A 22,575-nucleotide genomic window follows, 5' to 3' on the forward strand; every position below is an offset into this window, starting at 1 on the left:
CTTAACCTTTAATAATTTGCTGTTGTTTTAGATACGCTATCAGCTCTTGCACCGATTGGTCTAGGGTGTTTTTGCTGGTATCTAAAATTATTTCCGGTGAATTTGGTATTTGGTAGTCTGAATCAATACCTGTGAAGTGTTTTATTTCACCTGCGCGGGCTTTTTTGTATAAGCCTTTTGGATCGCGGCTTTCGCATACGTCCAGTGGTGTGTCTAAAAACACTTCGATAAATTCACCGTCATCGACTAAGTTTCTTACCATATCGCGTTCAGCGCGAAATGGGGAAATAAATGCGGTGAGTACCAATAATCCAGCATCGACCATTAGTTTGGCGGTTTCACCAACGCGGCGGATATTTTCGATGCGATCTTCGTCGCTAAAACCTAAATCTTTACATAAGCCATGGCGTACGTTGTCGCCATCAAGCAGGTAAGTATGAATACCTTGCTGGTTTAGTGCGCTTTCTAATGCGTTGGCTACGGTACTTTTACCTGAGCCGGAAAAACCAGTGAACCATAAGATAGCCGGTTTATGGCTTTTGTGTTCGCTACGTTGTGCTTTAGTAATGGCATAGTTATGCCAAACAATGTTCTCATCCATTGTAAAACTCTCTTATCAAATACTAAGTAGCGCTGGATTAAAACGGAAACACCAGCGGAATAAGGGTTAATACCGTTATTGAATAAATAATAGAAAGCGGTAAGCCCATTAATACATAATCTTTTAAGCGATAGTTGCCAGCGCTGTACACCATCAGGTTGGTTTGATAACCAAACGGTGAAATAAAACTTGCTGATGCACCAAATGCGACTGCCATAATAAACGGCAGTGGCTCAACATTAAAACCAATTGCTAATGCATAGGCGACAGGGAATGATAGCGCTGCGGCTGCATTGTTGGTGATAAGCTCTGTAAATATCACTGTCATCACAAATATGGCGATAAACGCTCCGTATGGGCCAAAGTCGCCCAATACATAAAACATCGCGTCAGATATTTGCCCCGCAAGGCCGGTGCCTATCATTAGTTTAGCAAGCCCTATTGCACTGCCCACGACTGCGAGTAACTCAATCGGAAAGCGGCGTTTTACTTCGCTGAGCTTAATCGTGCCTGTAAGCATTAAGCCAATCAACAAGACCAGCAAACCTTTAACTAAAGGCACAATGCCAAAAATGCTTAACGCTAACACGCCTGCAAAACCTACTAGCACTAAGTTTGATTGTTTCGGTGCTAAATGGGTTTGTAAATCAAGCCCTGAGATATACACAAATTCGCGCTTTAAGTTTGGTAAGTTGTAAAAGTCTTTACCTGGGGCAAGGATCAATGAATCGCCAGCCTGTAATTGTACTTTACCTAAGCCACCTTGTAAGCGGTCGTGGCCGCGACGAATGGCAATAACAGCAGCATGAAACTGTTCACGAAAACGAATTTCTTTGACGGTTTTGCCAATAAATTTTGACGATTGGCTCACTACCACTTCAACGAGGTGTTCAACGTCTTTTGCATGGTTGTCGTGGACAATTTTCAAACCGTCAAAACGGGTCAGTAGCGGCACTGATTTGATATCGCCAACAAACAATAATACGTCACCCGATTTAATAACTTGTTGTGGGGTAACAGCACAAATACGCTTATCGTCACGTAAAATCTCAGCGAGGAATAGGTCTTTTAATTCCCGTAAGCCGTTTTCTTCAACACTCTTACCAATCAGTTTTGAACCAGGCTCGACTTTACCTTCAAGGTAGAAGGGCACCACTTCTTGGTCGTTTTTGCCGTTATCGGGCAAGTATTTCAGCATCACTAAAATAGTGATCAGGCCCACACTTAATGCGCCTAAACCGACTAGGGTAAAGTCGAAAAAACCTAGCGGTGCCATGCCAGCATCAACGGCAAAGCCATTGACGATTAAATTAGTAGATGTACCAATTAAGGTAATTGTGCCGCCTAAAATTGCGGTGTATGAAAGCGGTAATAGTAGCTTAGAGGGGGAATGAGTCGGGCTGTCTTTAATTGCGGTGATTAGGGATGCGACAACCGCGGTATTATTGGTAAATGAAGATAAAAAGGCAGTCGAAAGCCCCAGCTTAGTCACAGAGCTGGTTAAACTTCCTTTTGATAATGATTGGGCAAGCTTTTGTACTAACGTGGTTTTTTCAACCGCGATAGAAACCAACACTAATAACACCACTGTTATAAGCGATGGGTTGGCGTAGTTGATCAGCATATCTTCAAGGTCTATTAAGCCACCAAGATAAGCAATGCCAATTGCGCCAACAAAAAGCCATGCTGGCTTTAGCCGCGTGCCAAAAAGGCACCCGACTAAAGTTAGCATAATGCCTGTTAATACCAGCTGTTGATACATGCTTTATACGTCCTTAACAGGCAATGTTGATTATTTAAGCTTAGTAATATCAAGCGCTTGCCAATGTGGGAAGTGCTTGCGTACTAAGGTATTAAATTCAACTTCAAACTCACTAAAGTTACCAGTTTGTTCTTGCTTAGCAAGTACATTCTCAATCATACCTGCCGCAACGGTTAAGTTAGACAGACGGTCGATTAAGATAAACGCACCGGTTTCGTGATTGTTGTGATAAGCATCGGCCAAAATAGTTTCGGTCAATTCTAGGGTAACAATCGCGATTTCGTTTAACTGCAGGCTATCTGCGCTGCCATGTTCAAGAGTATTCACGTCAATGGTGTGATCAATCTTCTTCACCATAGCCGAAGTATTTTTACTGCCTAGCTTAAAGTTATAGCTTTTACCTAGTACCAGTGGCGCTTCGTGCATCCACACAAGCTTCGCTTGTACTTGGTTAGTAACCGTCGCCGTTGAATCAGCAGGAACAATAACGTCCCCTCGGCTAATATCAATTTCAGTATTAAGGGTTAAGGTAATTGCTTGGCCAGCTTCGGCTGTGTCTAGATTACCGTCGAAGGTGACAATCTCTTTAATGCTTGAGGTTTTACCTGATGGTAATACTTTAATTGCATCGCCTACACGTAACTTACCTGAGGTTAAAGTACCTTGGAAACCACGGAAGTTTAGGTTAGGGCGTACGACATATTGCACAGGAAAACGCGCTTCAAAGCTGGTATCTGTTTCAGCCGCTGGTGAGTCTTCTAATAACTCCAGCAATGGTTTATCTGTGTAATACGGTGTGTGCTCAGAGCGTGTTACTACGTTGTCGCCTTTTAGCGCAGACATAGGTACAAACTTAATGTTAGCTACGTTAAGTTGCTCAGCAAACTTTAAATAATCGGCTTTGATTTTTTCATAAACGGTTTCGTCAAAATCAACGATATCCATTTTATTCACCGCAACAACAAACTGTTTAATGCCTAATGAATCACAAATAAAGCTGTGACGCTTAGTTTGTACTTGCACGCCGTAGCGGGCATCAACAAGAATAATTGCTACATCGCTGGTCGATGCACCGGTTACCATGTTACGTGTGTATTGCTCATGCCCTGGCGTATCAGCGATAATAAATTTACGTTTCGCGGTTGAAAAATAACGGTACGCAACATCAATGGTGATACCTTGCTCACGCTCCGCTTGTAAGCCGTCAACCAATAGGGCTAAATCGAGCTCTTCGCCAGCGTTACCTACTTTTTCGTTATCTTTGTGCAGTGCAGCTAACTGATCTTCATAAATTTGGTGACTGTCGTGCAGTAGGCGGCCAATCAGGGTTGATTTACCGTCATCCACGCTACCACAGGTCAGCATACGTAATAGGCTTTTGTCTTGTTGACGAGCAAGGTAAGCATCGATGCCAATTGCTCTTACTTCGTTCATTGTGTCGCTAGTATTGGTAGACATTAGAAATAGCCCTCACGTTTTTTCTTCTCCATTGAACCTGCTGAATCGTGGTCAATTACCCGACCTTCACGCTCTGATGACGTCGATAGCAGCATTTCTTCGATAATCTCAGTCAGTGTGCTGGCTGTTGATTCCACCGCACCGGTAAGTGGGTAGCAGCCTAAGGTACGAAAACGTACTGACTTCATCATTGGCACTTCGCCCTCAAAAAGCGGCATCCGCTCATCGTCAACCATGATCAAAGTACCGTCACGCTCTACAACAGGGCGCTCTTTAGCTAAGTAAAGCGGAACCATGTCGATGTTTTCTTGATAGATATATTGCCAAATATCAAGTTCAGTCCAGTTAGAAAGCGGGAATACACGAATGCTTTCGCCAGGGTTAACTTGGCTGTTATAGGTATTCCAAAGTTCAGGACGTTGGTTTTTTGGATCCCATCTGTGGTGTTTATCACGGAACGAATAAACACGTTCTTTCGCGCGTGATTTTTCTTCGTCACGACGTGCGCCACCAAAAGCAGCATCAAAACCATATTTATCAAGTGCTTGTTTTAAGCCTTGGGTTTTCATGATATCGGTATGCTTACCCGAGCCATGGGTAAATGGGCTGATATCAATCGCTAAGCCTTCAGGATTTTTGTGGACGAGCAAGTCAAAGCCATACTCTTTGGCTAGGCGATCACGAAATTCGATCATTTCTTTAAACTTCCAGTTGGTATCAACGTGAAGCAATGGAAATGGAATTTTACCTGGGTAAAACGCTTTACGCGCTAAATGTAAAAGTACCGATGAATCTTTACCGATAGAGTAAAGCATAACTGGGTTCTCAAACTCAGCAGCAACTTCGCGCATGATTTTGATACTTTCAGCTTCTAATTGCTGAAGGTGAGTTAAAGCCATTGTTAGTCGTCCTACTAAAATGATTAAAGTTAAAATCTAAAAAATTTAAATCGGTTAATGCTTATGCCACGCCAGTAAGCGGCTGTGCAAAGCTGCTGGTTTGGGCTTTTTCGCCAAACCAATGAAGTTGCTCATGTAATGACGCAACTTCACCAATAATTAATAATGCCGGTGAAATAATGCTGTGGCGCTCAATTAAGTCGGCCAGTTCACCTAATTTACCGGTCACTACGCGTTGATTTTTGCGAGTACCGTTTTCAATAATAGCCACTGGGGTATCTGCATCGCGGCCATGTTTTAACAACTGTGCTTGAATATGCGGTGATTTGATCACCCCCATATAAATAGCTAAAGTTTGGTTTGGTTTAGCTAGCGATTGCCAATCAAGTTCTTGGCCATCTTTTTTACAGTGACCGGTAACAAACTGTATGGCTTGGGCATGATCACGATGAGTAAGCGGAATACCCGCATAGGCACTACAACCGGCTGCGGCGGTAATACCAGGGACTATTTGATAGCTCACTTGGTTTTGCGCTAATACTTGAACTTCTTCACCGCCACGGCCATAAATAAACGGGTCGCCACCTTTAATGCGGCAGACTTTTTTACCTTGCTTGGCAAGGTCAACTAGCATTTGATTAGTGTCTTGTTGGGCGACACTGTGATCGCCTAAGCGTTTACCCACACAAATTAAATCAGCATCGCGGCGCACTAGTTCCATAATTTCATCAGAGACTAAATAGTCGTATACCACCACATCAGCTTGTTGCATTAATTGCAGTGCTTTTAGCGTTAACAACTCAGGATCACCAGGACCTGCACCAATCACATACACTTCGCCTTCAGGTTCAGGTTTAGCATCGAGTAATTGTTCAAGTTGCTCAGCAGCTGCGCTGGTATCGCCAGTTTGTACTTTACTAACGACCGATGAATCAAACACGGTTTCCCAAAATTGACGGCGATCAGCAAAACTCGTGAGACGCTGTTTTACTTTATCGCGAAAGCTGCCAACTAAACTAGCAAGCGGGCCGATGTGTTGTGGAATAAGCGTTTCTAACTTCTCGCGTAAGCGCCTTGCTAATACTGGTGCAGTGCCAGCACTAGAAATCGCAATGGTGATCGGATCACGGTCAACAATTGAAGGAAAAATAAAGCTGCATTTAGGCTGGTCATCCACCACGTTTACAAAAATGTTACGCGCATTAGCCTGTTCATATACCTGTGCGTTGACGTCTTCAAGATCCGTAGCGGCAATAACCAGCATCATGCCGTCAAGATGATGTTCATTAAAGTATGCTTCAACGAGTGTCACTTCATTATTATTGCCAAGCTCAACAAGTTCATCACAAAAATCAGGAGCAACTAAAGTAACAGCAGCGCGGGCTTTTAAAAATGCACGGCACTTTCTTAATGCCACATCTCCACCGCCAACAACCAATACTGGTTTGTTGTCGAGCTTGGTAAAGATAGGTAAATATTGCATTTGGTAAACCCCTTGAGATGAATCGCAGCATAAATGCTTTCAGAAACGCAGAATATAGCGCCGCAAGCGAAGTAAAAAATAATTAAAACCCAGTTGATATAACCAAAAGTTATATATGGTTGCTCGGTTTGGCTTAAGCCTTAGTTAACAGGTGATTGCGACGAGTTGCAAGTAGTATGGTGAGTCTATTTTTAGCTTAGAGTGTTTGGTTATTAGCTATAGCGAGATTTACTATTTTTGTTACTATAAGCAAACAATAAGGACGAATACAGGTGGGTTTATGACAACGCAATTAGGCGATGCGGCATTGGCCGTGCAATTAATGGATTTAACCAGTTTAAATACAGATGACACAGCTGCAACCACTCAAGAATTAGTCGCTAGTATTAAAGCTAATTTAGGTACTCCAGCAGCAGTGTGTATTTACAGTGAGTTTGTTGATGACGCCAAGCTTGCTTTAGCTGCGCGTGAGTTGAGTCATGTAAAAGTGGCGACGGTAACTAACTTTCCCTCAGGCAATAGTGAGCTAAGCGAGGTAATTAATGAAACATTAATTGCCATAGAACGCGGCGCAGATGAAATTGATTTGGTGTTACCGTATCAGGCATTAATCGCGGGGGATCAAGCCACGGCGCTGGAATATGTGCGTGCCAGTAAAGAGTGTTGTCCTGAACACGTACAATTAAAAGTAATAATAGAATCTGGCGAGTTAAAAACAGCGCAGTTGATAACCTTGGCGACAGAAATAGCAATTGCCGGTGGTGCTGACTTTGTTAAAACCAGCACCGGCAAAGTTGCTATCAATGCCACCCTTGAAGCAACCGAAGTAATGTTAAGTACGATTAAAAAATCGCAACGTGTAGTGGGTTTTAAAGCTGCCGGTGGCGTAAAAACGGTTGTAGATGCAAGTAATTACTTACAGCTAGCGACTGATATTATGGGAGAAAGCTATTTAAATCCGTCAACATTTAGATTTGGTGCATCAAGCCTGTTAGCTGATGTATATGCGGTACTGAATGACGCGTCATAGTGAACAAGAAAAATTACAACTTGAGCATGATGCCGGCAAGTTGTTCTTGCGTTGCTACGAACAGCGCTTTGGTATTCCAATGCGCCATATTTGGCATAATCAGCCGAGTAAACCGGATATTAGTTGTTATCGTAATGAGCAGAAGCTCGATATTGAAATAGCGCATTTATATGCCAGCGAAACAGAAGCGATGGCGGTGCTCGGCAGGCCATTATCTATCGGTATGCAACGAGATCTTGCTGATATGGCAATGCAACCAAGTGAGCAGCGGCTGCACTGTGCACTGCAGCGATTATTAGCACAAAAAGGAAAAAAGCATTATCAATCAGAGCAAACATGGCTGCTTATTCGTAACGCCAGTACTATTTGGCATAAAGCGGATTTTGAGGCTGAGTTACAGAATATAACGATACCGCTTAGCCATCCTTTTCAACAGATTTGGCTGCTTTGTGATTTTTATCAGGGTGAGCTGTTACGGCTGTTCTAAGTATTTGGATGGGATAGCAGCCAGCAATTAACTGGCTGCTAATTAACCTGAGCTAGTTAATTTTAAATATATTACCTAAGCTCTCAAGCCCTGACTTATTGGTTTTAGCAATGCATTGGCTTGCATCGAGTGACTTTTTGGTTGCTTCGTCGGCAAGTCCTGTCACTTTTAATTGTTTCTCTTGTTGGTACTCGCGCAGTGCGATAACTGTTTGACGATCGTACTTAACATCTTCAGTTTCAAATTCTTCATAATCGGGTTGGTTTTTTAAATAACCTAAACAAACTAGATTCATGCGCGACATGGCTAAATCCATCTTTTCATAATGCGGCATTCTATGCGAAGGAACATCGATTTTTGCTACTGGGGCAACGGCTTTTGACTTGGCAGCCGTGGTAGTAAGCGGCGGTGGTGCTTTGTATCCAGGTGCTAAGGTATTATTACTGTTATAGCGATAGTAAGTGGTAGGGACTTTAGTTTGTAAAAACTCAACGGCTTTGATTATCACTTCGCGCAGCGCTTTTTCTTTCGGGGTGTTTGACCAGCCACTTAAATTACCACCGACCAATGCACCACCAAAATTGGTTGCCGCACTGGTAAAATCAAAATCTTTGCTGCCTCCTTCGATGCTGGTGGCTGCTAAAATACGTGAGGTGCGAGTATCGATAAGGCGTAAATCAATCGCCATATGCGAGCCGGAAAAACCTGCCGATACTGAGCTAAACACATCACCGATAAAACCGCCAGTACCAACACTGGCACCTGAGCTGTCGTCATCAAATTCAGTTACCGCTGCTACCACCACGATTTCGGCGCCTTCAATTTCACCGTAAGCTGCCCCTGATGCAGCACTAACACGACCTGAAGCCGCAAGATCTTGCTCAGATAACACCGCATCTAGCGCTTGGCGTTCAAGTACAATAAAACGATTGGTACCTACCAAGGCGGTGGTGAGTTGGTCGGCCATGCCTTCACCTATTTCTTTTCGCCACCAATGAGAGTCATTCGATTTATCGGTAAAGCGTGCCACGGCAATACGCGCTTTTGGACCATTGTATTGTTGTTGAGCAACTTCATTAATGTTTGGTGAATCTTGGTTTGAGGTGACCTTGGTCGAGGTACTTTGGCAAGCGCTAAGACTGCTAGCAACGAGGGTTGCCAACAGTATTTTTTTAGTTGTTGTGAGCATATGATTTTCCTTAATTAATGTGCCAAATAGAAACAGTGAAGGTTTTTATTCTACAAATTGTTTTAAAGTTAATTTAAAGAAATCATAAGGTTAAAAATAGTACTGAGGCGAACACTTTGGTCACACAGACGAAGTTTTTGCATTCAGGTTGGTATTTTCCCGAAACTGCTTAGGCGAAACGTTATGCTTTGCCTTAAAGCAGCGAGCAAAGTAACTTTGTGAGCTAAAGCCGACTTTTTCAGCAATTAAACCTATGCTCAGATCGCTGTCGCTAAGTAACTTTTCAGCATACTCTAAACGAGTATTACGAATATAATCACTGGGAGTTAAATTGTAGAGTGCTTTCATTTTCAGTTGTAAGGCACGTGGGCTTAAATATAACCCAGCGGCGAATTCTTCAATACTAAACGCTTCGTTGTGGTAGTTATCATGGATGATGTTTTTCAGGCGCTCGGTAAATTGGTAATCTTTACTTTGTGTAAGCTGCGGATCGAGTACCAGCGGCGGTGTATTAGCTGCCAGCTGCTTTGCTAAGTGCCGATTAAGGACGGCACGAATACTCAGTAACCCTTGTACTCTACTGAGCAGTAATTGTGGCTCAAATGGTTTACTTAAAAAATCGTCTGCTAGTAAATCAAGGCCTTTTAGCCTGCTTTGTGTATCGGCTTTTGCTGACAATAATAACACCGGTATATGGCTGGTAACGTTATTTGTGCGTAGCGCATTAAGTAATTGGTAACCATCCATGCACGGCATCATCACATCGCTGATCACTAGATCTGGCATTTCTGTTTGGCAGATGGCTAAGCCTTGTTCGCCGTTAATGGCACTTAAGCAGTGGTACTCAGTGGCAAACAAATTCAGCAGTAGTTCGCGCATTTCGTGGTTATCTTCAACAATTAGTAGTTTTTGCGAATTGCTGGGGGGGGTTGCTTCATTTACTGGTGCTGTGAGCGAGGTTGCGCCATGCTCTGCTTCAGTCAAAGGCAGAGATACAGTAAAACAACTGCCTTTACCTACTTCACTTGTTAGTGAAATCTGCCCGCGGTATTGCTCTAGCAATTGTTTAACTAAAGCAAGGCCAATTCCACTGCCGTTTTGATTTTGTGCTGCAACACGCGTAAAGCGTTCAAAAATAATGCCTTGTTGGTGTTTTTCGATGCCAATGCCAGTGTCAGCTACCGCGATATGAGCCATGTCATTATGCACTGATACGCTGATATCAACTTGACCGCCTGAGTGGGTATATTTGAGGGCATTGCTCACTAAGTTGGTAATAATTGACGTGGCATGCTCTGGCTCAAGGGCTATGCAGCAGGAGCCTTGGCTGAGATCTGTCATTGTTACGCGAATACCTTTTTGTTCAAACAGCACCGTGAAGTCAGCAATCAGCTGCTCTATAAATGGGACTAAAGGATAGGGCGAAACGTAATGTATAGCGCAGCTAGGGCGTTGGCTTAGTTGTAATAGTTGATTTATTAAGGTCAGCAAACGTAGGCTATTGCGTTTGATCATCGATAATTGTTTTTGACTTGCCTGATCTTTATGGTTTAGCTGCAAGCTTTCAAGTGGCGCGAGTATTAAACTCAGGGGCGTTTTTAATTCATGGCTAATATTATCTAAAAACTGACTCTTTAAGCGATTCAGTTCACGGGCTTGATGGCTTGTTTGTTCGGCCAGCTTGGCGCGGTATAGTGAGGCCGCAATAAGCCAAATAATAACGCCAGTGAGAAGAGCATAACCGGCATAGGCAAGGCGACTTTGCCACCACGGCGGCACCACAGTAAAATCGAGCATAGCTTTAGCATTACTCCATTGGCCATACTGATCTTTTACTTTTAATTGCAGCTGATAGTCGCCTGCGGGCAGTTGCGGGTAGTTTATTTGTCGTTGTTGTGCGTTGGTATATAGAAATTGCTTATCGAAACCAGCGAGCTTGTATGCATATTGATATTGTTGAGGAGCCGACGGGCTATGTAAGGCTGAGAACTTAAAGCCGATCACGCCAACACCTTGGTTAAAGGTGAGTGTTTGTACATAGCTAATAAATTTCGCGGCTTGAGCCCCGTGCTCAGTGTATGGGGCGGTGGCTATCGCTTGATTATTAATTAGTAATTCGGTTAGCACGGGCTCAGGAGTTGCAGTTGCCAGCTGTAGCTTAAGCGGATCAAATTGATTAAAGCCGTTGATCCCGCCAAAAAATAGTTCACCGTTTTGCGCTTGATAAGCCGCGCCGAGAATAAATGAATTATGTTGCACACCATCACGGGGTAAAAAATGCTGCATATTTTGAGAGCTGGGCTGATAACGTGTTAAACCTTGGTTGCTTGCCAGCCACAGGTAACCTTTGGCGTCCTGTTTAATGGCAAAAATATTATCGTTTAGCAGGCCATCGTGCTCGGTGATCCGAGTTATCTCTGCCGTTGTTTTATTCAGTTTATTTAAGCCTCCAAAAGTCCCCACCCACAGTGTATTGTCATCTTGCAGGTGTAGGGCGGTAACCATGTTATGAGTTAAGCTATTGGGGTCTGTTTGATCGGCTTGATAATGGCTAAATTCATTGTTCTCGAGGGTGAGTTTATTTAAGCCAACTCGAGTGCCAGCCCAAATTGCATCAGCGAGGTTATCGTAAACGAGGCTAAATACGGTGTTGTTCGATATACTATTGTGTTGTTGCGAGTGCTTAAAATGCTTAACGGTCAAGCTATCTGGGTTAAACAGGCTTAAACCTTGATTGCTGCCCAACCATAAGTTGCCGTTTTGATCGCTGCTGATCGCATAAATGTTATTACTGCTGAGCTGGTGGCTTTGCACTGTGAATGATGTAAAGTCATCGCTTTCGCGGTTATAACGCAATAAACCGCCACCATAAGTGCCAATCCAAATACGCTGCTGGCTATCTTCATGAAGGCTGAATATATTGTTGTTGGTGAGGTTGCTGGTATCGACGTGATAGCGCACAAAGCCGTCTGTAGTTTGTCTATTTAGCCCGTTGCGAGTACCGACCCATAATTGCCCTTGCGAATCTTTAAGTAAGGCTCGGATAAAATCATGGCTAATACTGTTAGGGTCATCGCTGTGTTGTTGATGATTAAATTGATTTTGGCGCATATCGTAGCGTTGTAATCCATAACCATCGGTGCCTATCCACAGAATGCCTTGCTGGTCTTGATATAAAGACAGTAAGTAATCATTAACAAGTCCATGGCGTTGCTGTGGAAGGTGTTTAAATTGCCTAAAGCTTGTCAACGTTGTTTGATAGTTGGGATTATAATATAAGCCTTGGCCGTAGCTGCTAAGCCAAAGATGCTCGTTATTATCGATTAAAATATCGCTTATCCATATACCATCTAATTGTTTTATATCATTAAACTGCTCAGTTTCTAAATCAAAAACACTAAGCCCTGTTTTGCTGGCAATCAGTAGCTGTCCTTGTGGCGTGAGTTTTAGGCGCCATAGTTGCTTTTTGCTTGCTGAAAAATGGCTAAATTTAGCTGTTTTTGTATCAAATTTTATTAATCCATCATTACTGGCCAGCCATAAGTTTTGCTTAGCATCAATCACCATATCCTGAAAAATAATACTACCTTGGGTGTTTGGTGAGTAGGTAAAATAGGCAGCTTCATGCTTCGCTACATTGAGGCGAGTTAAGTGACCATCTTCATGGCCTAACCATAAATTATTATGTTGATCAGCAAGCATTGACCAAATGCGATTATCTTTAATCGCTAATGGGCTGTTACGATTAAAATGAGTGAATGTGCCGTTTTCTGTATTTAGGGCGTTTAGCCCTTGTGTCGCGGTAGAAAACCACAGCAGATTATTGTCAGTGGTAACACAGTCGGTGAGCCAATTACTCGATAGGCTTGGCTGGCTTGACTGTGACTTAAAGCGCTTAAATTCATAGCCATCAAAACGGTTGAGCCCACCTTGAGTAGCGAACCAATGAAAACCTTGGCGATCGGTGATACTACACGTGACAGAATTTTGTGTTAAACCCTGTTCATTAGAGAAGGTATCTAAATGTAAAGACAGTGCCAGTGTGCTGTTATGAAATAGCCATAAAAAACCAATAATGGTGGTATAGATAGTTGTTTTTATTGTTCGCACGGGCTTCCTAGCGCAGAGTAAAATCCCTTGAATTGAAACAATCATAAACTGCTTTTTAATCAATGTTAAGGTGGATTTTTCAATCTAGTGATGAGATTTTGACACGGCAAGATCATTATAAATTGAACTTATAGAATATGTAGTGATCAGATCAAGGCATAATAATCACCTTGGTCACGTAAAATATGAGCGCTACTTTTCTGAAACACTTTAATTCAATTACCGATCCTCGCATTGAACGCTGTAAAAAGCATGAGCTTATCGATATTCTCCTTTTAGCCATTAGTGCAGTAATCTCCGGTGCACAAGGATGGGAGGATATTGAAGACTTTGGGCATCTAAAACTTGATTGGTTAAAAAGATATGGCGCTTTCAACGCGGGTATTCCAAGACACGACACCATAGCCCGTGTCATTTGTCGGTTAAAATCAGATGAAATAGAGCATGCATTTCAATCTTGGATATCTTCACTTATTGAAACCACGGGTGCTGATATTATTGCTATGGATGGAAAAACTGCACGTCGTTCATTTACAACCAAAGATAGAAAAAGTGCTTTACATACCGTCAGTGCATGGAGCTGCCAACACCAGTTAGTTTTAGGGCAAACAGCCGTTGATAGCAAAACAAATGAAATCACAGCCATACCTGAGTTACTCACCATGCTAGATATTGAAAATAGCATCATTACACTTGATGCTATGGGCTGCCAGCAAGAAATAGCGAAACAAATAATTAAACAAAAAGCTGATTATATCCTAGCGCTCAAAGGTAACCATTCAGGTATGCAGAGTGAATTAGAAGCTTGGTGGCACAAGAGTGAGCGCGAAGGATTGACCAATAGCAACTATGATAAACATACCGAAATAAGCTCAGGGCATGGGCGCATTGAAACAAGGGTTTGTCAGCAATTGCTTATTGATAAAAGCTGGTTAGATAAAATCTACCAATGGTCTGGCTTAAAGAGTGTTATTCAAGTAACCGCTGAGGTTCACGATAAATCATCAGGTACAGACACGATAGAAACGCGTTGGTATATTAGTTCGTTAGCGTTAGGTGCGGAGCAAGCACTTAATGCGGTACGAAGCCACTGGCAGGTTGAAAGTATGCATTGGATGTTGGATATGAACTTTAGGGAAGATGAATCAAGAATCCGTAAGAAGCAAGGACCCCTTGTTTTTAACGTAATGAGAAAAATAGCCATGGCGTTATTTAAACAAGATACAACTAAAACAGCCAGTATGGCGAGAAAAAAGAAAATGGCAGGGCTAGACGATGATTATCGCTCAACCCTGTTAGAATCTGGGATTAAAATGCGCTAGCCGTGGAGATTTTGACTTATGGGTATCTTTTACACTTGTGTTAATGAATTGCGTAAGTATAATAGGCATCCACTTTGCAGGGGCGTAGTTCCAATTGGTAGAACAGCGGTCTCCAAAACCGATGGTTGGGAGTTCGAGTCTCTCCGCCCCTGCCAATTTTCCTGTTAGTGGGTAAAGTCTAGGGTTAAAAATCGGTTTAAATAAGTCTGTTTTTAAGTTTGGATTTTAATGGATTAACCCTGCCATAGTGTAGGGTTGTTGTGTCTGTAGTTAAGGTAATAATATTATGAGCACGAATGTAGAAACGCCATCAAGTGCGATGGATTCAGTAAAGTGGCTTGTGGCAATTGCGCTACTTGCAGGCGCAGTAGTTGGTAACTATATGTACGCAGACCAGTCTGTGTTATTACGTGCTATTGGTGTTGTTGTTGCGGTTGCTGCTGGTTTAGGCATTGCGGCTACAACAGAAAAAGGGCGTACCTTTCTTGCTTTTGCAAAAGAAGCACGCATAGAAGTACGTAAAGTAGTGTGGCCTACGCGCCAAGAAACTACCCATACGACATTTATTGTAATGGTTGCAACTGCGATTATGGCACTTATCCTTTGGGGATTAGATGGCATATTATTCCGCGCAGTAGGCTTTTTAACTGGATTGGAGATCTGATCCCATGTCGGATGAGAACAACGAAAAGAAACTACGTTGGTACGTAGTACAGGCTTTCTCAGGTTATGAGAAGCGTGTTGCACAAACTATTCTTGAGCATATCAAGATCGAAGGTTTGGAAGATAGTTTTGGTGAAGTATTAGTACCTACTGAAGAAGTGGTTGAGATGCGCGCAGGTCAAAAGCGTAAATCTGAGCGTAAGTTCTTTCCAGGTTATGTATTAATCCAAATGGATATGAACGATGCTAGCTGGCACTTAGTGAATAGCACGGCACGTGTTATGGGCTTTATCGGTGGTACATCTGACCGCCCAGCACCAATCAGTTCTAAAGAAGCAGACCGTATTCTTAACCGTTTACAAGAAAACGCTGAAGCACCTAAACCTGCTACATTATTTGAGCCAGGCGAAGTGGTACGTGTTGTTGATGGCCCATTTGCTGACTTTAGTGGTGTGGTTGAAGCAGTTGACTATGAGAAGAGCCGCGTAAAAGTGTCGGTACTTATCTTTGGTCGTTCAACACCAGTTGACCTTGAATTCGGTCAAGTTGAGCAAGATCGCTAATTAAATTAAATGGTTTATGCCAAATGTTTTAATGTTTGGTATAAAGCTTGAAAAAGGCCGCTGATTAACTTATAATCAGCGGCCTTTTTGTATTCAGAACAAGAGTTTCTTGATTTGCTTACAAAAAGTGAGAAACCAATTTTTAAACTGGGAAGCCGTTAGAGTACGCGTCCTCGCGCGCACAAGGCTAAGACCCACCTAATGAGGTATTTATAATGGCTAAGAAAGTTGAAGCTCTAATCAAGCTACAAGTTGCTGCTGGTATGGCTAACCCTAGTCCTCCAGTAGGTCCAGCACTAGGTCAACACGGTGTAAACATCATGGAATTCTGTAAAGCGTTCAACGCACGTACAGAATCTATCGAAAAAGGCGCTCCAGTTCCTGTAGTGATCTCTGTTTACGGCGACCGTTCATTTACGTTCGACATGAAAACGCCACCGGCTGCTTACTTACTAAAGAAAGCTGCAGGTATCAAATCTGGTTCAGGCCGTCCTAACACTGAAAAAGTAGGCACAGTAACACGTGCTCAACTTGAAGAAATCGTTGAGACTAAAAAACCTGACCTTACAGCTTCTGATTTAGAAGCTGCGGTTCGCACTATCGCAGGTTCTGCGCGTGCGATGGGCTTGAACGTAGAGGACTAAGATAATGGCTAAATTAACTAAACGTATGCGTACTATCCGCGAAAAAGTGGAAGCGACTAAAGATTACGAAATCAATGAAGCAGTTGCTCTTTTAAAAGAGTTAGCGACAGCTAAATTCGTAGAAAGTGTTGACGTTGCTGTTAACCTTGGTATCGATGCTCGTAAATCTGACCAAAACGTTCGTGGTGCAACTGTATTACCAAACGGTACTGGTCGTGACGTTCGCGTTGCTGTATTCACACAAGGCGCTAACGCAGAAGCTGCGAAAGAAGCCGGTGCTGAATTAGTAGGTATGGAAGATCTTGCTGAACTAGTTAAGAAAGGCGAGATGAACTTTGACGTTGTTGTTGCATCACCAGACGCTATGCGTGTTGTTGGTCAACTAGGTCAAATCTTAGGCCCACGTGGTCTAATGCCAAACCCTAAAACTGGTACTGTAACACCTAACGTTGCAGAAGCAGTTAAAAATGCTAAAGCTGGTCAAGTGCGCTACCGCAATGACAAAAATGGTATCATCCATACTACTATTGGTAAGGTTGATTTCACAGCTGAGCAACTTCAACAAAACCTTGAGTCGCTAATTGTTGCGCTTAAGAAGGCTAAGCCTTCACAAGCAAAAGGTGTTTACGTTAAGAAAGTAACCATCTCTACAACAATGGGCGCAGGTGTTTCTGTTGACCAAAGCACTTTAACAACTGCTGTTGTTTAATTGAGTGTTTACATGGCGTGAAATTTGTACTATAATTTTGCGCCATTTTGCTGATTAATTTAATTAATCGCAAAGTAAAGAATTCGGGTTGAAGTCCATAATTTCGAAGCGCCTTAGGGCAACGCGATAAATTGGGCTTCCGTCCAAGACCGTAGGTGGCTTCGGCCTTAATATTCACCTACGTAGACGGTGTGAATCCCCAGATAGATTTTTCCTAATCTTCTGGCTCTCGCCGTAAAAAGCATCTCTATCTTGTTTGATAGGGAAGAGTAGAACAGGGAAACCGATAAACGGTAACCCATTAAACCAGGAGTAACACCCATGGCTTTAAATCTTCAAGGCAAAAAAGCAATTGTTGCTGAAGTCAACGAAGCAGCCAATGGTGCTCTATCTGCAGTTGTTGCAGATTCTCGTGGTGTAACAGTTGGTGCAATTACTGCCCTTCGTAAAGAAGCTCGCGAAGCGGGTGTTTGGATGAAAGTTGTCCGTAACACTTTAGCAAAACGTGCTCTTGAAGGAACACAGTTTGAGTGCCTTTCTGATTCATTTGTTGGTCCAAGCTTAATCGCTTTCTCATCAGAGCACCCAGGTGCTGCTGCGCGTATCTTTTCTGCTTTTGCAAAAAAGAACGAGAAATTTGAGCTTAAAACGGCCGCTTTTGAAGGCAATGTAGTAGACGCAGGCATGCTTGCAACTCTACCTACATACGACGAAGCTGTTGCACGCTTAATGAGCGCTATGAAAGAAGCGTCTGCTGGCAAATTGTGTAAAACAATTGAAGCAGTACGTGTACAGAAAGCTGAGCAAGCTGCTTAATTTTAAGCTGTTTAATCAATCTTTCGGTGTAAAATTTTTTTGGACCTAGAGTCCGTTAATTATTAGGAAATTTGTAATGTCTGTAACTAAAGACCAAATCCTTGACGCAATTGCTGAAATGTCAGTAATGGACGTTGTTGCTCTTGTTGAAGCAATGGAAGAAAAATTCGGCGTAACTGCTGCAGCTGCTATGGTAGCAGGTCCTGCTGCTGAAGCTGCTGAAGAGAAAACAGAATTTGACGTAATTCTTACTGGCGCTGGCGCTAATAAAGTTGCGGCAATCAAAGCTGTTCGTAGCGCAACTGGCCTAGGCCTTAAAGAAGCGAAAGCTCTTGTTGAAGCTGCTCCTACACCTGTTAAAGAAGGTGTATCTAAAGAAGAAGCTGAAGCGCTTGCTAAAGACCTTACTGAAGCTGGTGCTGAAGTTGAGGTTAAGTAATTTAGCTTTTGCTAAGTTCGCTGTCTGAGAAATCAGGCAAGGGCTGGTGATTATATAATCACCGGCCTTTTTGCGCTATAGAGCGATGTATTCCTATCGCGCAAATAAAATCTGATTTTCTCTTTACTTTCAACGCTTTATAGTTTGCTAGTGTTAAAGTGAGAGTCTATTAGAACAACAATTAAATGTTGTACAATCTTGGCTTAGATGCCAGTTAAGTCTGTTCTTACAAGAACAGGTCGGGTCAAAGATCAGCAAGCTGAGGAACCCCATGGCTTACTCTTATTCTGAAAAGAAACGTATCCGTAAGGATTTTGGTAAACGTCCACAAGTTTTGGATATACCTTTCTTACTGTCAACGCAGTTAGAATCGTTTAAAAAATTCTTAGTGCCGGACGCTGATGGCGATCATGGTTTGGAAGCTGCCTTCCGTTCTGTGTTTCCAATCAAAAGCTACTCGGGAAATTCTGAGCTTCAATACGTAAGTTATCGTATTGGTGAGCCAGTTTTCGATGTAAAAGAATGTCAAATTCGCGGTGTGACTTATTCTGCTCCACTTCGCGTAAAACTACGCCTTGTTGTGATGGACAAAGAAGCGCCAGGCACAGTTAAAGACATTAAAGAGCAAGAAGTTTACATGGGCGAAATTCCGCTCATGACCGATACCGGTACTTTTGTAATCAATGGTACAGAGCGTGTTATCGTTTCTCAGCTACACCGTAGCCCTGGTGTATTCTTTGATAACGACCGCGGTAAAACTCACTCATCAGGTAAAGTGCTGTATAACGCACGTGTTATCCCATACCGTGGTTCATGGTTAGATTTTGAGTTTGATGCAAAAGATAACTTATATGTACGTATTGACCGTCGTCGTAAATTACCGGCGTCTATCATGTTGCGTGCACTTGAGTACACGACAGAAGAGATCTTAAATATCTTCTTCGAAACTACTGCGTTTGAAGTAACTGACGGTAAAGTTCTTATGGAACTTGTGCCATCACGTTTACGTGGTGAAACCGCTGCCTTTGATATTAAAAGTGAAGACGGTGAAGTGTTCGTTGAATCTGGCCGTCGTGTAACTGCGCGTCATATCAAGAGCATTGAGAAAAAAGGCATTAGCCATTTAGAAGTACCACATGAGTACATCATTGGTCGTGTAATTGCACAAAACTACGTTGATGAGTCAACGGGTGAAGTGATTGCAAACGCGAATGATGAATTAACTCTAGAGTTAATGGCTGAATTGGTTAAAGCAGGTCACACTAAAATTGATACTCTATATATCAATGAAGTGGACAGCGGTGCATATATTTCTGATACCTTACGTATCGATTCAAGCACTAACCGCCTAGAAGCACTAGTAGAAATTTATCGCATGATGCGCCCAGGCGAGCCACCGACGAAAGACGCGGCTGAAGCCTTATTTGAGAACTTGTTCTTCTCTGAAGAACGTTATGACTTATCTACTGTAGGTCGTATGAAGTTCAATAGCCGTGTTGGTTATGATACTGACACAGGCCCAGGCACATTAAGCAAAGAAGACATCGTGTCTGTTATGAAAGTATTAATTTCTATTCGTAACGGTCAAGGCGATGTTGATGATATCGACCACTTAGGCAACCGTCGTATTCGTAGTGTTGGCGAAATGGCTGAGAACCAATTCCGTGTAGGTTTAGTGCGTGTAGAACGTGCTGTACGTGAGCGTTTAAGCTTAGGTGACCTAGATGCGATCATGCCACAAGATCTTATTAACGCTAAGCCGATTTCGGCAGCGGTTAAAGAGTTCTTCGGCTCGTCTCAGTTATCACAGTTTATGGACCAAAATAACCCGCTATCAGAAGTAACGCATAAGCGTCGTATTTCTGCATTAGGTCCGGGCGGTCTAACTCGTGAGCGCGCTGGCTTTGAAGTACGTGACGTTCACGTAACTCACTATGGTCGCGTATGTCCAATCGAGACTCCTGAGGGTCCAAACATCGGTCTAATTAACTCATTGTCTACGTACGCACGTACCAATGACTACGGTTTCTTAGAAACACCTTACCGTAAAGTGGTAGACGGTGTTGTAACTGATGAAGTTGATTACTTATCAGCCATTGAAGAAGGTCAGTTTGTTATCGCACAGGCGAACTCAAACTTAACTGAAAACAATGAATTTGTTGATGAATTAATTCCATGTCGTCACAAAGGTGAATCAACCTTTATGGGTCGCATGGACCAGCAATATATGGATGTATCACCACAACAGGTGATCTCTGTAGCGGCCGCACTTATCCCGTTCCTAGAACACGATGATGCTAACCGTGCATTGATGGGTTCAAACATGCAACGTCAAGCAGTACCAACATTGAAAGCGGATAAGCCGTTAGTAGGTACTGGTATTGAGTTAACACTAGCGAAAGATTCTGGTGTAACGATTGTTGCAAAACGTGGTGGTGAAGTAATGTATGCTGACGCAAGTCGCATCGTTGTTAATGTACATGAAGAAGAGCGCATCCCTGGTGAAGCGGGCATCGACATCTACAACTTAACCAAATACACACGTTCTAACCAAAATACATGTATTAACCAAAAACCAACTTGTATGGTTGGCGAACCGGTTACTCGTGGTGACGTGTTAGCAGATGGTCCTTCGACTGACTTAGGTGACTTAGCCCTTGGTCAAAACCTGCGCGTGGCATTCATGCCATGGAACGGTTATAACTTCGAGGATTCAATCCTACTATCAGAGCGCGTAGTTGAAGAAGATCGTCTAACGACTATCCACATTCAAGAACTACAGTGTGTTGCCCGTGATACTAAGTTAGGTCCAGAAGAGATCACAGCAGATATCCCGAATGTGGGTGAATCTGCACTAGGCAAGCTTGATGAATCAGGCGTTGTTTATATTGGTGCTGAAGTTAAAGGCGGCGATATCCTAGTAGGTAAAGTGACTCCAAAAGGCGAAACGCAATTAACTCCTGAAGAGAAGCTACTACGAGCGATTTTTGGTGAGAAAGCGTCTGACGTTAAAGACAGCTCATTACGTGTACCAAACTCTGTAACAGGTACTGTAATTGACGTGCAAGTTTTCACCCGTGATGGTGTTGAAAAAGACAAGCGCGCGCTAGAAGTTGAAGAAATGCAACTTCGTGATGCGAAAAAAGACTTTAACGAAGAATTCCGTATTCTTGAAGCAGGCGTGTTAGATCGTGCTCGCAAGTTACTTATTGCAGCTGGTCAAGACGAAGACAGATTAGCATCACTAAATGCTGAGAAACTACTTACTCAAAGCCTTGCTGAAGAAGACAAGCAAGCTGAACTTGAGCAACTAGCAGCCCAGTATGATGAGCTTAAAGCTGAATACGATAAGAAGTTTGAAAACAAACGTCGTAAAATTACTCAAGGTGATGACTTAGCACCAGGCGTACTTAAGATTGTTAAAGTATACCTTGCTGTTAAACGTCGTATCCAACCGGGTGATAAGATGGCGGGTCGTCACGGTAACAAAGGTGTTATCTCGACTATCGTACCAGTAGAAGATATGCCATACGACGACAAAGGTCGTACCGTTGATATCGTACTTAACCCATTGGGTGTACCATCACGGATGAACATCGGTCAGATCCTAGAAACACATATGGGTCTAGCTGCACGTGGTATTGGTGAGCGTATTGAAGAAATGATGAAAGAACAACGTGAGCTTCATGAGCTACGTGACTTCATCAAGCAAGCTTATGAGATCGGTGAATCTCGTCAGGTTGTCGATATTGCTAGCTTCTCTGATGACGAAATCCGTCGTTTAGCTGAAAACTTAAAAGGTGGTTTACCAATCGCTACTCCTGCATTTGATGGCGCGAAAGAAAGCGAAATCAAAGACATGCTTGAGCTAGGTGGCTACCCTCGTAGTGGTCAGGTTACACTTTATGATGGCCGTACTGGCGATCAGTTTGAACGTCAAGTAACTGTAGGTTACATGTACATGCTGAAACTGAATCACTTAGTTGATGACAAGATGCATGCGCGTTCAACTGGTTCTTACAGCCTTGTTACTCAGCAGCCGCTGGGTGGTAAAGCACAGTTCGGTGGCCAGCGTTTCGGTGAGATGGAAGTATGGGCACTTGAAGCTTACGGTGCTGCTTACACTCTACAAGAAATGCTAACAGTGAAATCGGATGACGTGAACGGTCGTACTAAGATGTATAAAAACATCGTTGATGGTAACCATAAAATGGAACCAGGTATGCCAGAATCGTTCAACGTATTGTTGAAAGAAATCCGCTCACTGGGTATCAACATCGAGTTGGAAGAAAATTAAGCCAATTAGGTGCTACAGCTAGCCTGTAGCACCTGTTACGGCCGAATAGAATGTAGGGACGAGAATACCCGTCCTCAAGATTAACTCCGACAGGAGAGCTAAG

Annotated in this window: 17 protein-coding genes and 1 tRNA gene; 11 read left to right on the plus strand and 7 right to left on the minus strand. The window is 42.9% G+C overall.

The genetic code is table 11. The annotated features are described in order from the left end of the window. Window position 1 precedes the first annotated feature (1 nt). From cysC to cysG, 5 genes are all read right to left on the minus strand, one after another. Window positions 2-601, minus strand: coding sequence for an adenylyl-sulfate kinase (gene cysC, locus NDQ71_RS13780; RefSeq protein WP_192542928.1), 600 nt, complete (start codon window positions 599-601; stop codon window positions 2-4). 37 nt (window positions 602-638) lie between these two features. After that, window positions 639-2,363, minus strand: a complete 1,725-nt coding sequence (locus NDQ71_RS13785) for an SLC13 family permease (RefSeq protein WP_192542927.1) — start codon at window positions 2,361-2,363, stop codon at window positions 639-641. A 30-nt stretch (window positions 2,364-2,393) separates the two neighbouring features. After that, window positions 2,394-3,821, minus strand: coding sequence for a sulfate adenylyltransferase subunit CysN (gene cysN, locus NDQ71_RS13790; protein WP_192542926.1), 1,428 nt, complete (start codon window positions 3,819-3,821; stop codon window positions 2,394-2,396). Beyond that, entirely contained in the window at window positions 3,821-4,720 is a 900-nt protein-coding gene (cysD, locus tag NDQ71_RS13795; protein WP_192542925.1) for a sulfate adenylyltransferase subunit CysD, read from the minus strand. The genes cysN and cysD overlap by 1 nt, the downstream gene beginning before the upstream one ends. Window positions 4,721-4,781: 61 nt before the next feature. Then, on the minus strand, window positions 4,782-6,203 hold the full coding sequence (gene cysG / locus NDQ71_RS13800; protein WP_192542924.1) for a siroheme synthase CysG: 1,422 nt from the start codon (window positions 6,201-6,203) through the stop codon (window positions 4,782-4,784). 280 nt (window positions 6,204-6,483) lie between these two features. On the opposite strand from cysG, the gene deoC reads away from it, so the two are divergent. Next, the gene (gene deoC, locus NDQ71_RS13805) at window positions 6,484-7,233 is read left to right on the plus strand and encodes a deoxyribose-phosphate aldolase (RefSeq protein ID WP_192542923.1); all 750 of its coding nucleotides are present in this window, start codon (window positions 6,484-6,486) and stop codon (window positions 7,231-7,233) included. After that, window positions 7,220-7,720 (plus strand): hypothetical protein, encoded by a 501-nt coding sequence (locus tag NDQ71_RS13810; RefSeq protein ID WP_192542922.1) that lies wholly within the window; start codon window positions 7,220-7,222, stop codon window positions 7,718-7,720. Before deoC ends, NDQ71_RS13810 begins: the two co-directional genes overlap by 14 nt. A gap of 52 nt (window positions 7,721-7,772) precedes the next feature. Here NDQ71_RS13810 and NDQ71_RS13815 read toward each other — a convergent pair whose 3' ends face one another. Then, window positions 7,773-8,909, minus strand: coding sequence for a CsgG/HfaB family protein (locus NDQ71_RS13815; protein ID WP_192542921.1), 1,137 nt, complete (start codon window positions 8,907-8,909; stop codon window positions 7,773-7,775). A gap of 120 nt (window positions 8,910-9,029) precedes the next feature. Further along, window positions 9,030-13,019, minus strand: coding sequence for a two-component regulator propeller domain-containing protein (locus tag NDQ71_RS13820; RefSeq protein ID WP_301561749.1), 3,990 nt, complete (start codon window positions 13,017-13,019; stop codon window positions 9,030-9,032). A gap of 185 nt (window positions 13,020-13,204) precedes the next feature. Between NDQ71_RS13820 and NDQ71_RS13825 the strand changes: the two genes are divergently transcribed. The 9 genes from NDQ71_RS13825 (at window position 13,205) to rpoB (ending at window position 22,472) form a co-directional block, all read left to right on the plus strand. Beyond that, a complete protein-coding gene (locus tag NDQ71_RS13825) occupies window positions 13,205-14,341 on the plus strand; it encodes an ISAs1 family transposase (RefSeq protein WP_024602346.1) in 1,137 nt (378 codons plus the stop codon). 78 nt (window positions 14,342-14,419) lie between these two features. Next, a tRNA-Trp gene (locus tag NDQ71_RS13830) sits at window positions 14,420-14,496 on the plus strand. 131 nt (window positions 14,497-14,627) lie between these two features. Further along, window positions 14,628-15,005, plus strand: a complete 378-nt coding sequence (gene secE, locus NDQ71_RS13835; protein ID WP_064668698.1) for a preprotein translocase subunit SecE — start codon at window positions 14,628-14,630, stop codon at window positions 15,003-15,005. 4 nt (window positions 15,006-15,009) lie between these two features. Next, on the plus strand, window positions 15,010-15,567 hold the full coding sequence (gene nusG, locus NDQ71_RS13840; RefSeq protein WP_064668697.1) for a transcription termination/antitermination protein NusG: 558 nt from the start codon (window positions 15,010-15,012) through the stop codon (window positions 15,565-15,567). 215 nt (window positions 15,568-15,782) lie between these two features. Continuing rightward, window positions 15,783-16,211, plus strand: a complete 429-nt coding sequence (gene rplK / locus NDQ71_RS13845; RefSeq protein ID WP_008108462.1) for a 50S ribosomal protein L11 — start codon at window positions 15,783-15,785, stop codon at window positions 16,209-16,211. A gap of 4 nt (window positions 16,212-16,215) precedes the next feature. Continuing rightward, window positions 16,216-16,920: a 50S ribosomal protein L1 gene (gene rplA, locus NDQ71_RS13850; RefSeq protein ID WP_064668696.1), complete on the plus strand. Its 705-nt coding sequence runs from the start codon at window positions 16,216-16,218 to the stop codon at window positions 16,918-16,920. A gap of 321 nt (window positions 16,921-17,241) precedes the next feature. Further along, window positions 17,242-17,736, plus strand: coding sequence for a 50S ribosomal protein L10 (gene rplJ / locus NDQ71_RS13855; protein WP_064668695.1), 495 nt, complete (start codon window positions 17,242-17,244; stop codon window positions 17,734-17,736). A 76-nt stretch (window positions 17,737-17,812) separates the two neighbouring features. Continuing rightward, window positions 17,813-18,175, plus strand: a complete 363-nt coding sequence (gene rplL / locus NDQ71_RS13860) for a 50S ribosomal protein L7/L12 (protein WP_064668694.1) — start codon at window positions 17,813-17,815, stop codon at window positions 18,173-18,175. A 271-nt stretch (window positions 18,176-18,446) separates the two neighbouring features. After that, window positions 18,447-22,472, plus strand: a complete 4,026-nt coding sequence (gene rpoB, locus NDQ71_RS13865) for a DNA-directed RNA polymerase subunit beta (protein ID WP_192542869.1) — start codon at window positions 18,447-18,449, stop codon at window positions 22,470-22,472. The last annotated feature ends 103 nt before the right edge of the window (window positions 22,473-22,575 follow it).

Origin of the sequence: Pseudoalteromonas sp. KG3, assembly GCF_030436385.1 — a bacterium.
Lineage (GTDB): Bacteria > Pseudomonadota > Gammaproteobacteria > Enterobacterales > Alteromonadaceae > Pseudoalteromonas > Pseudoalteromonas prydzensis.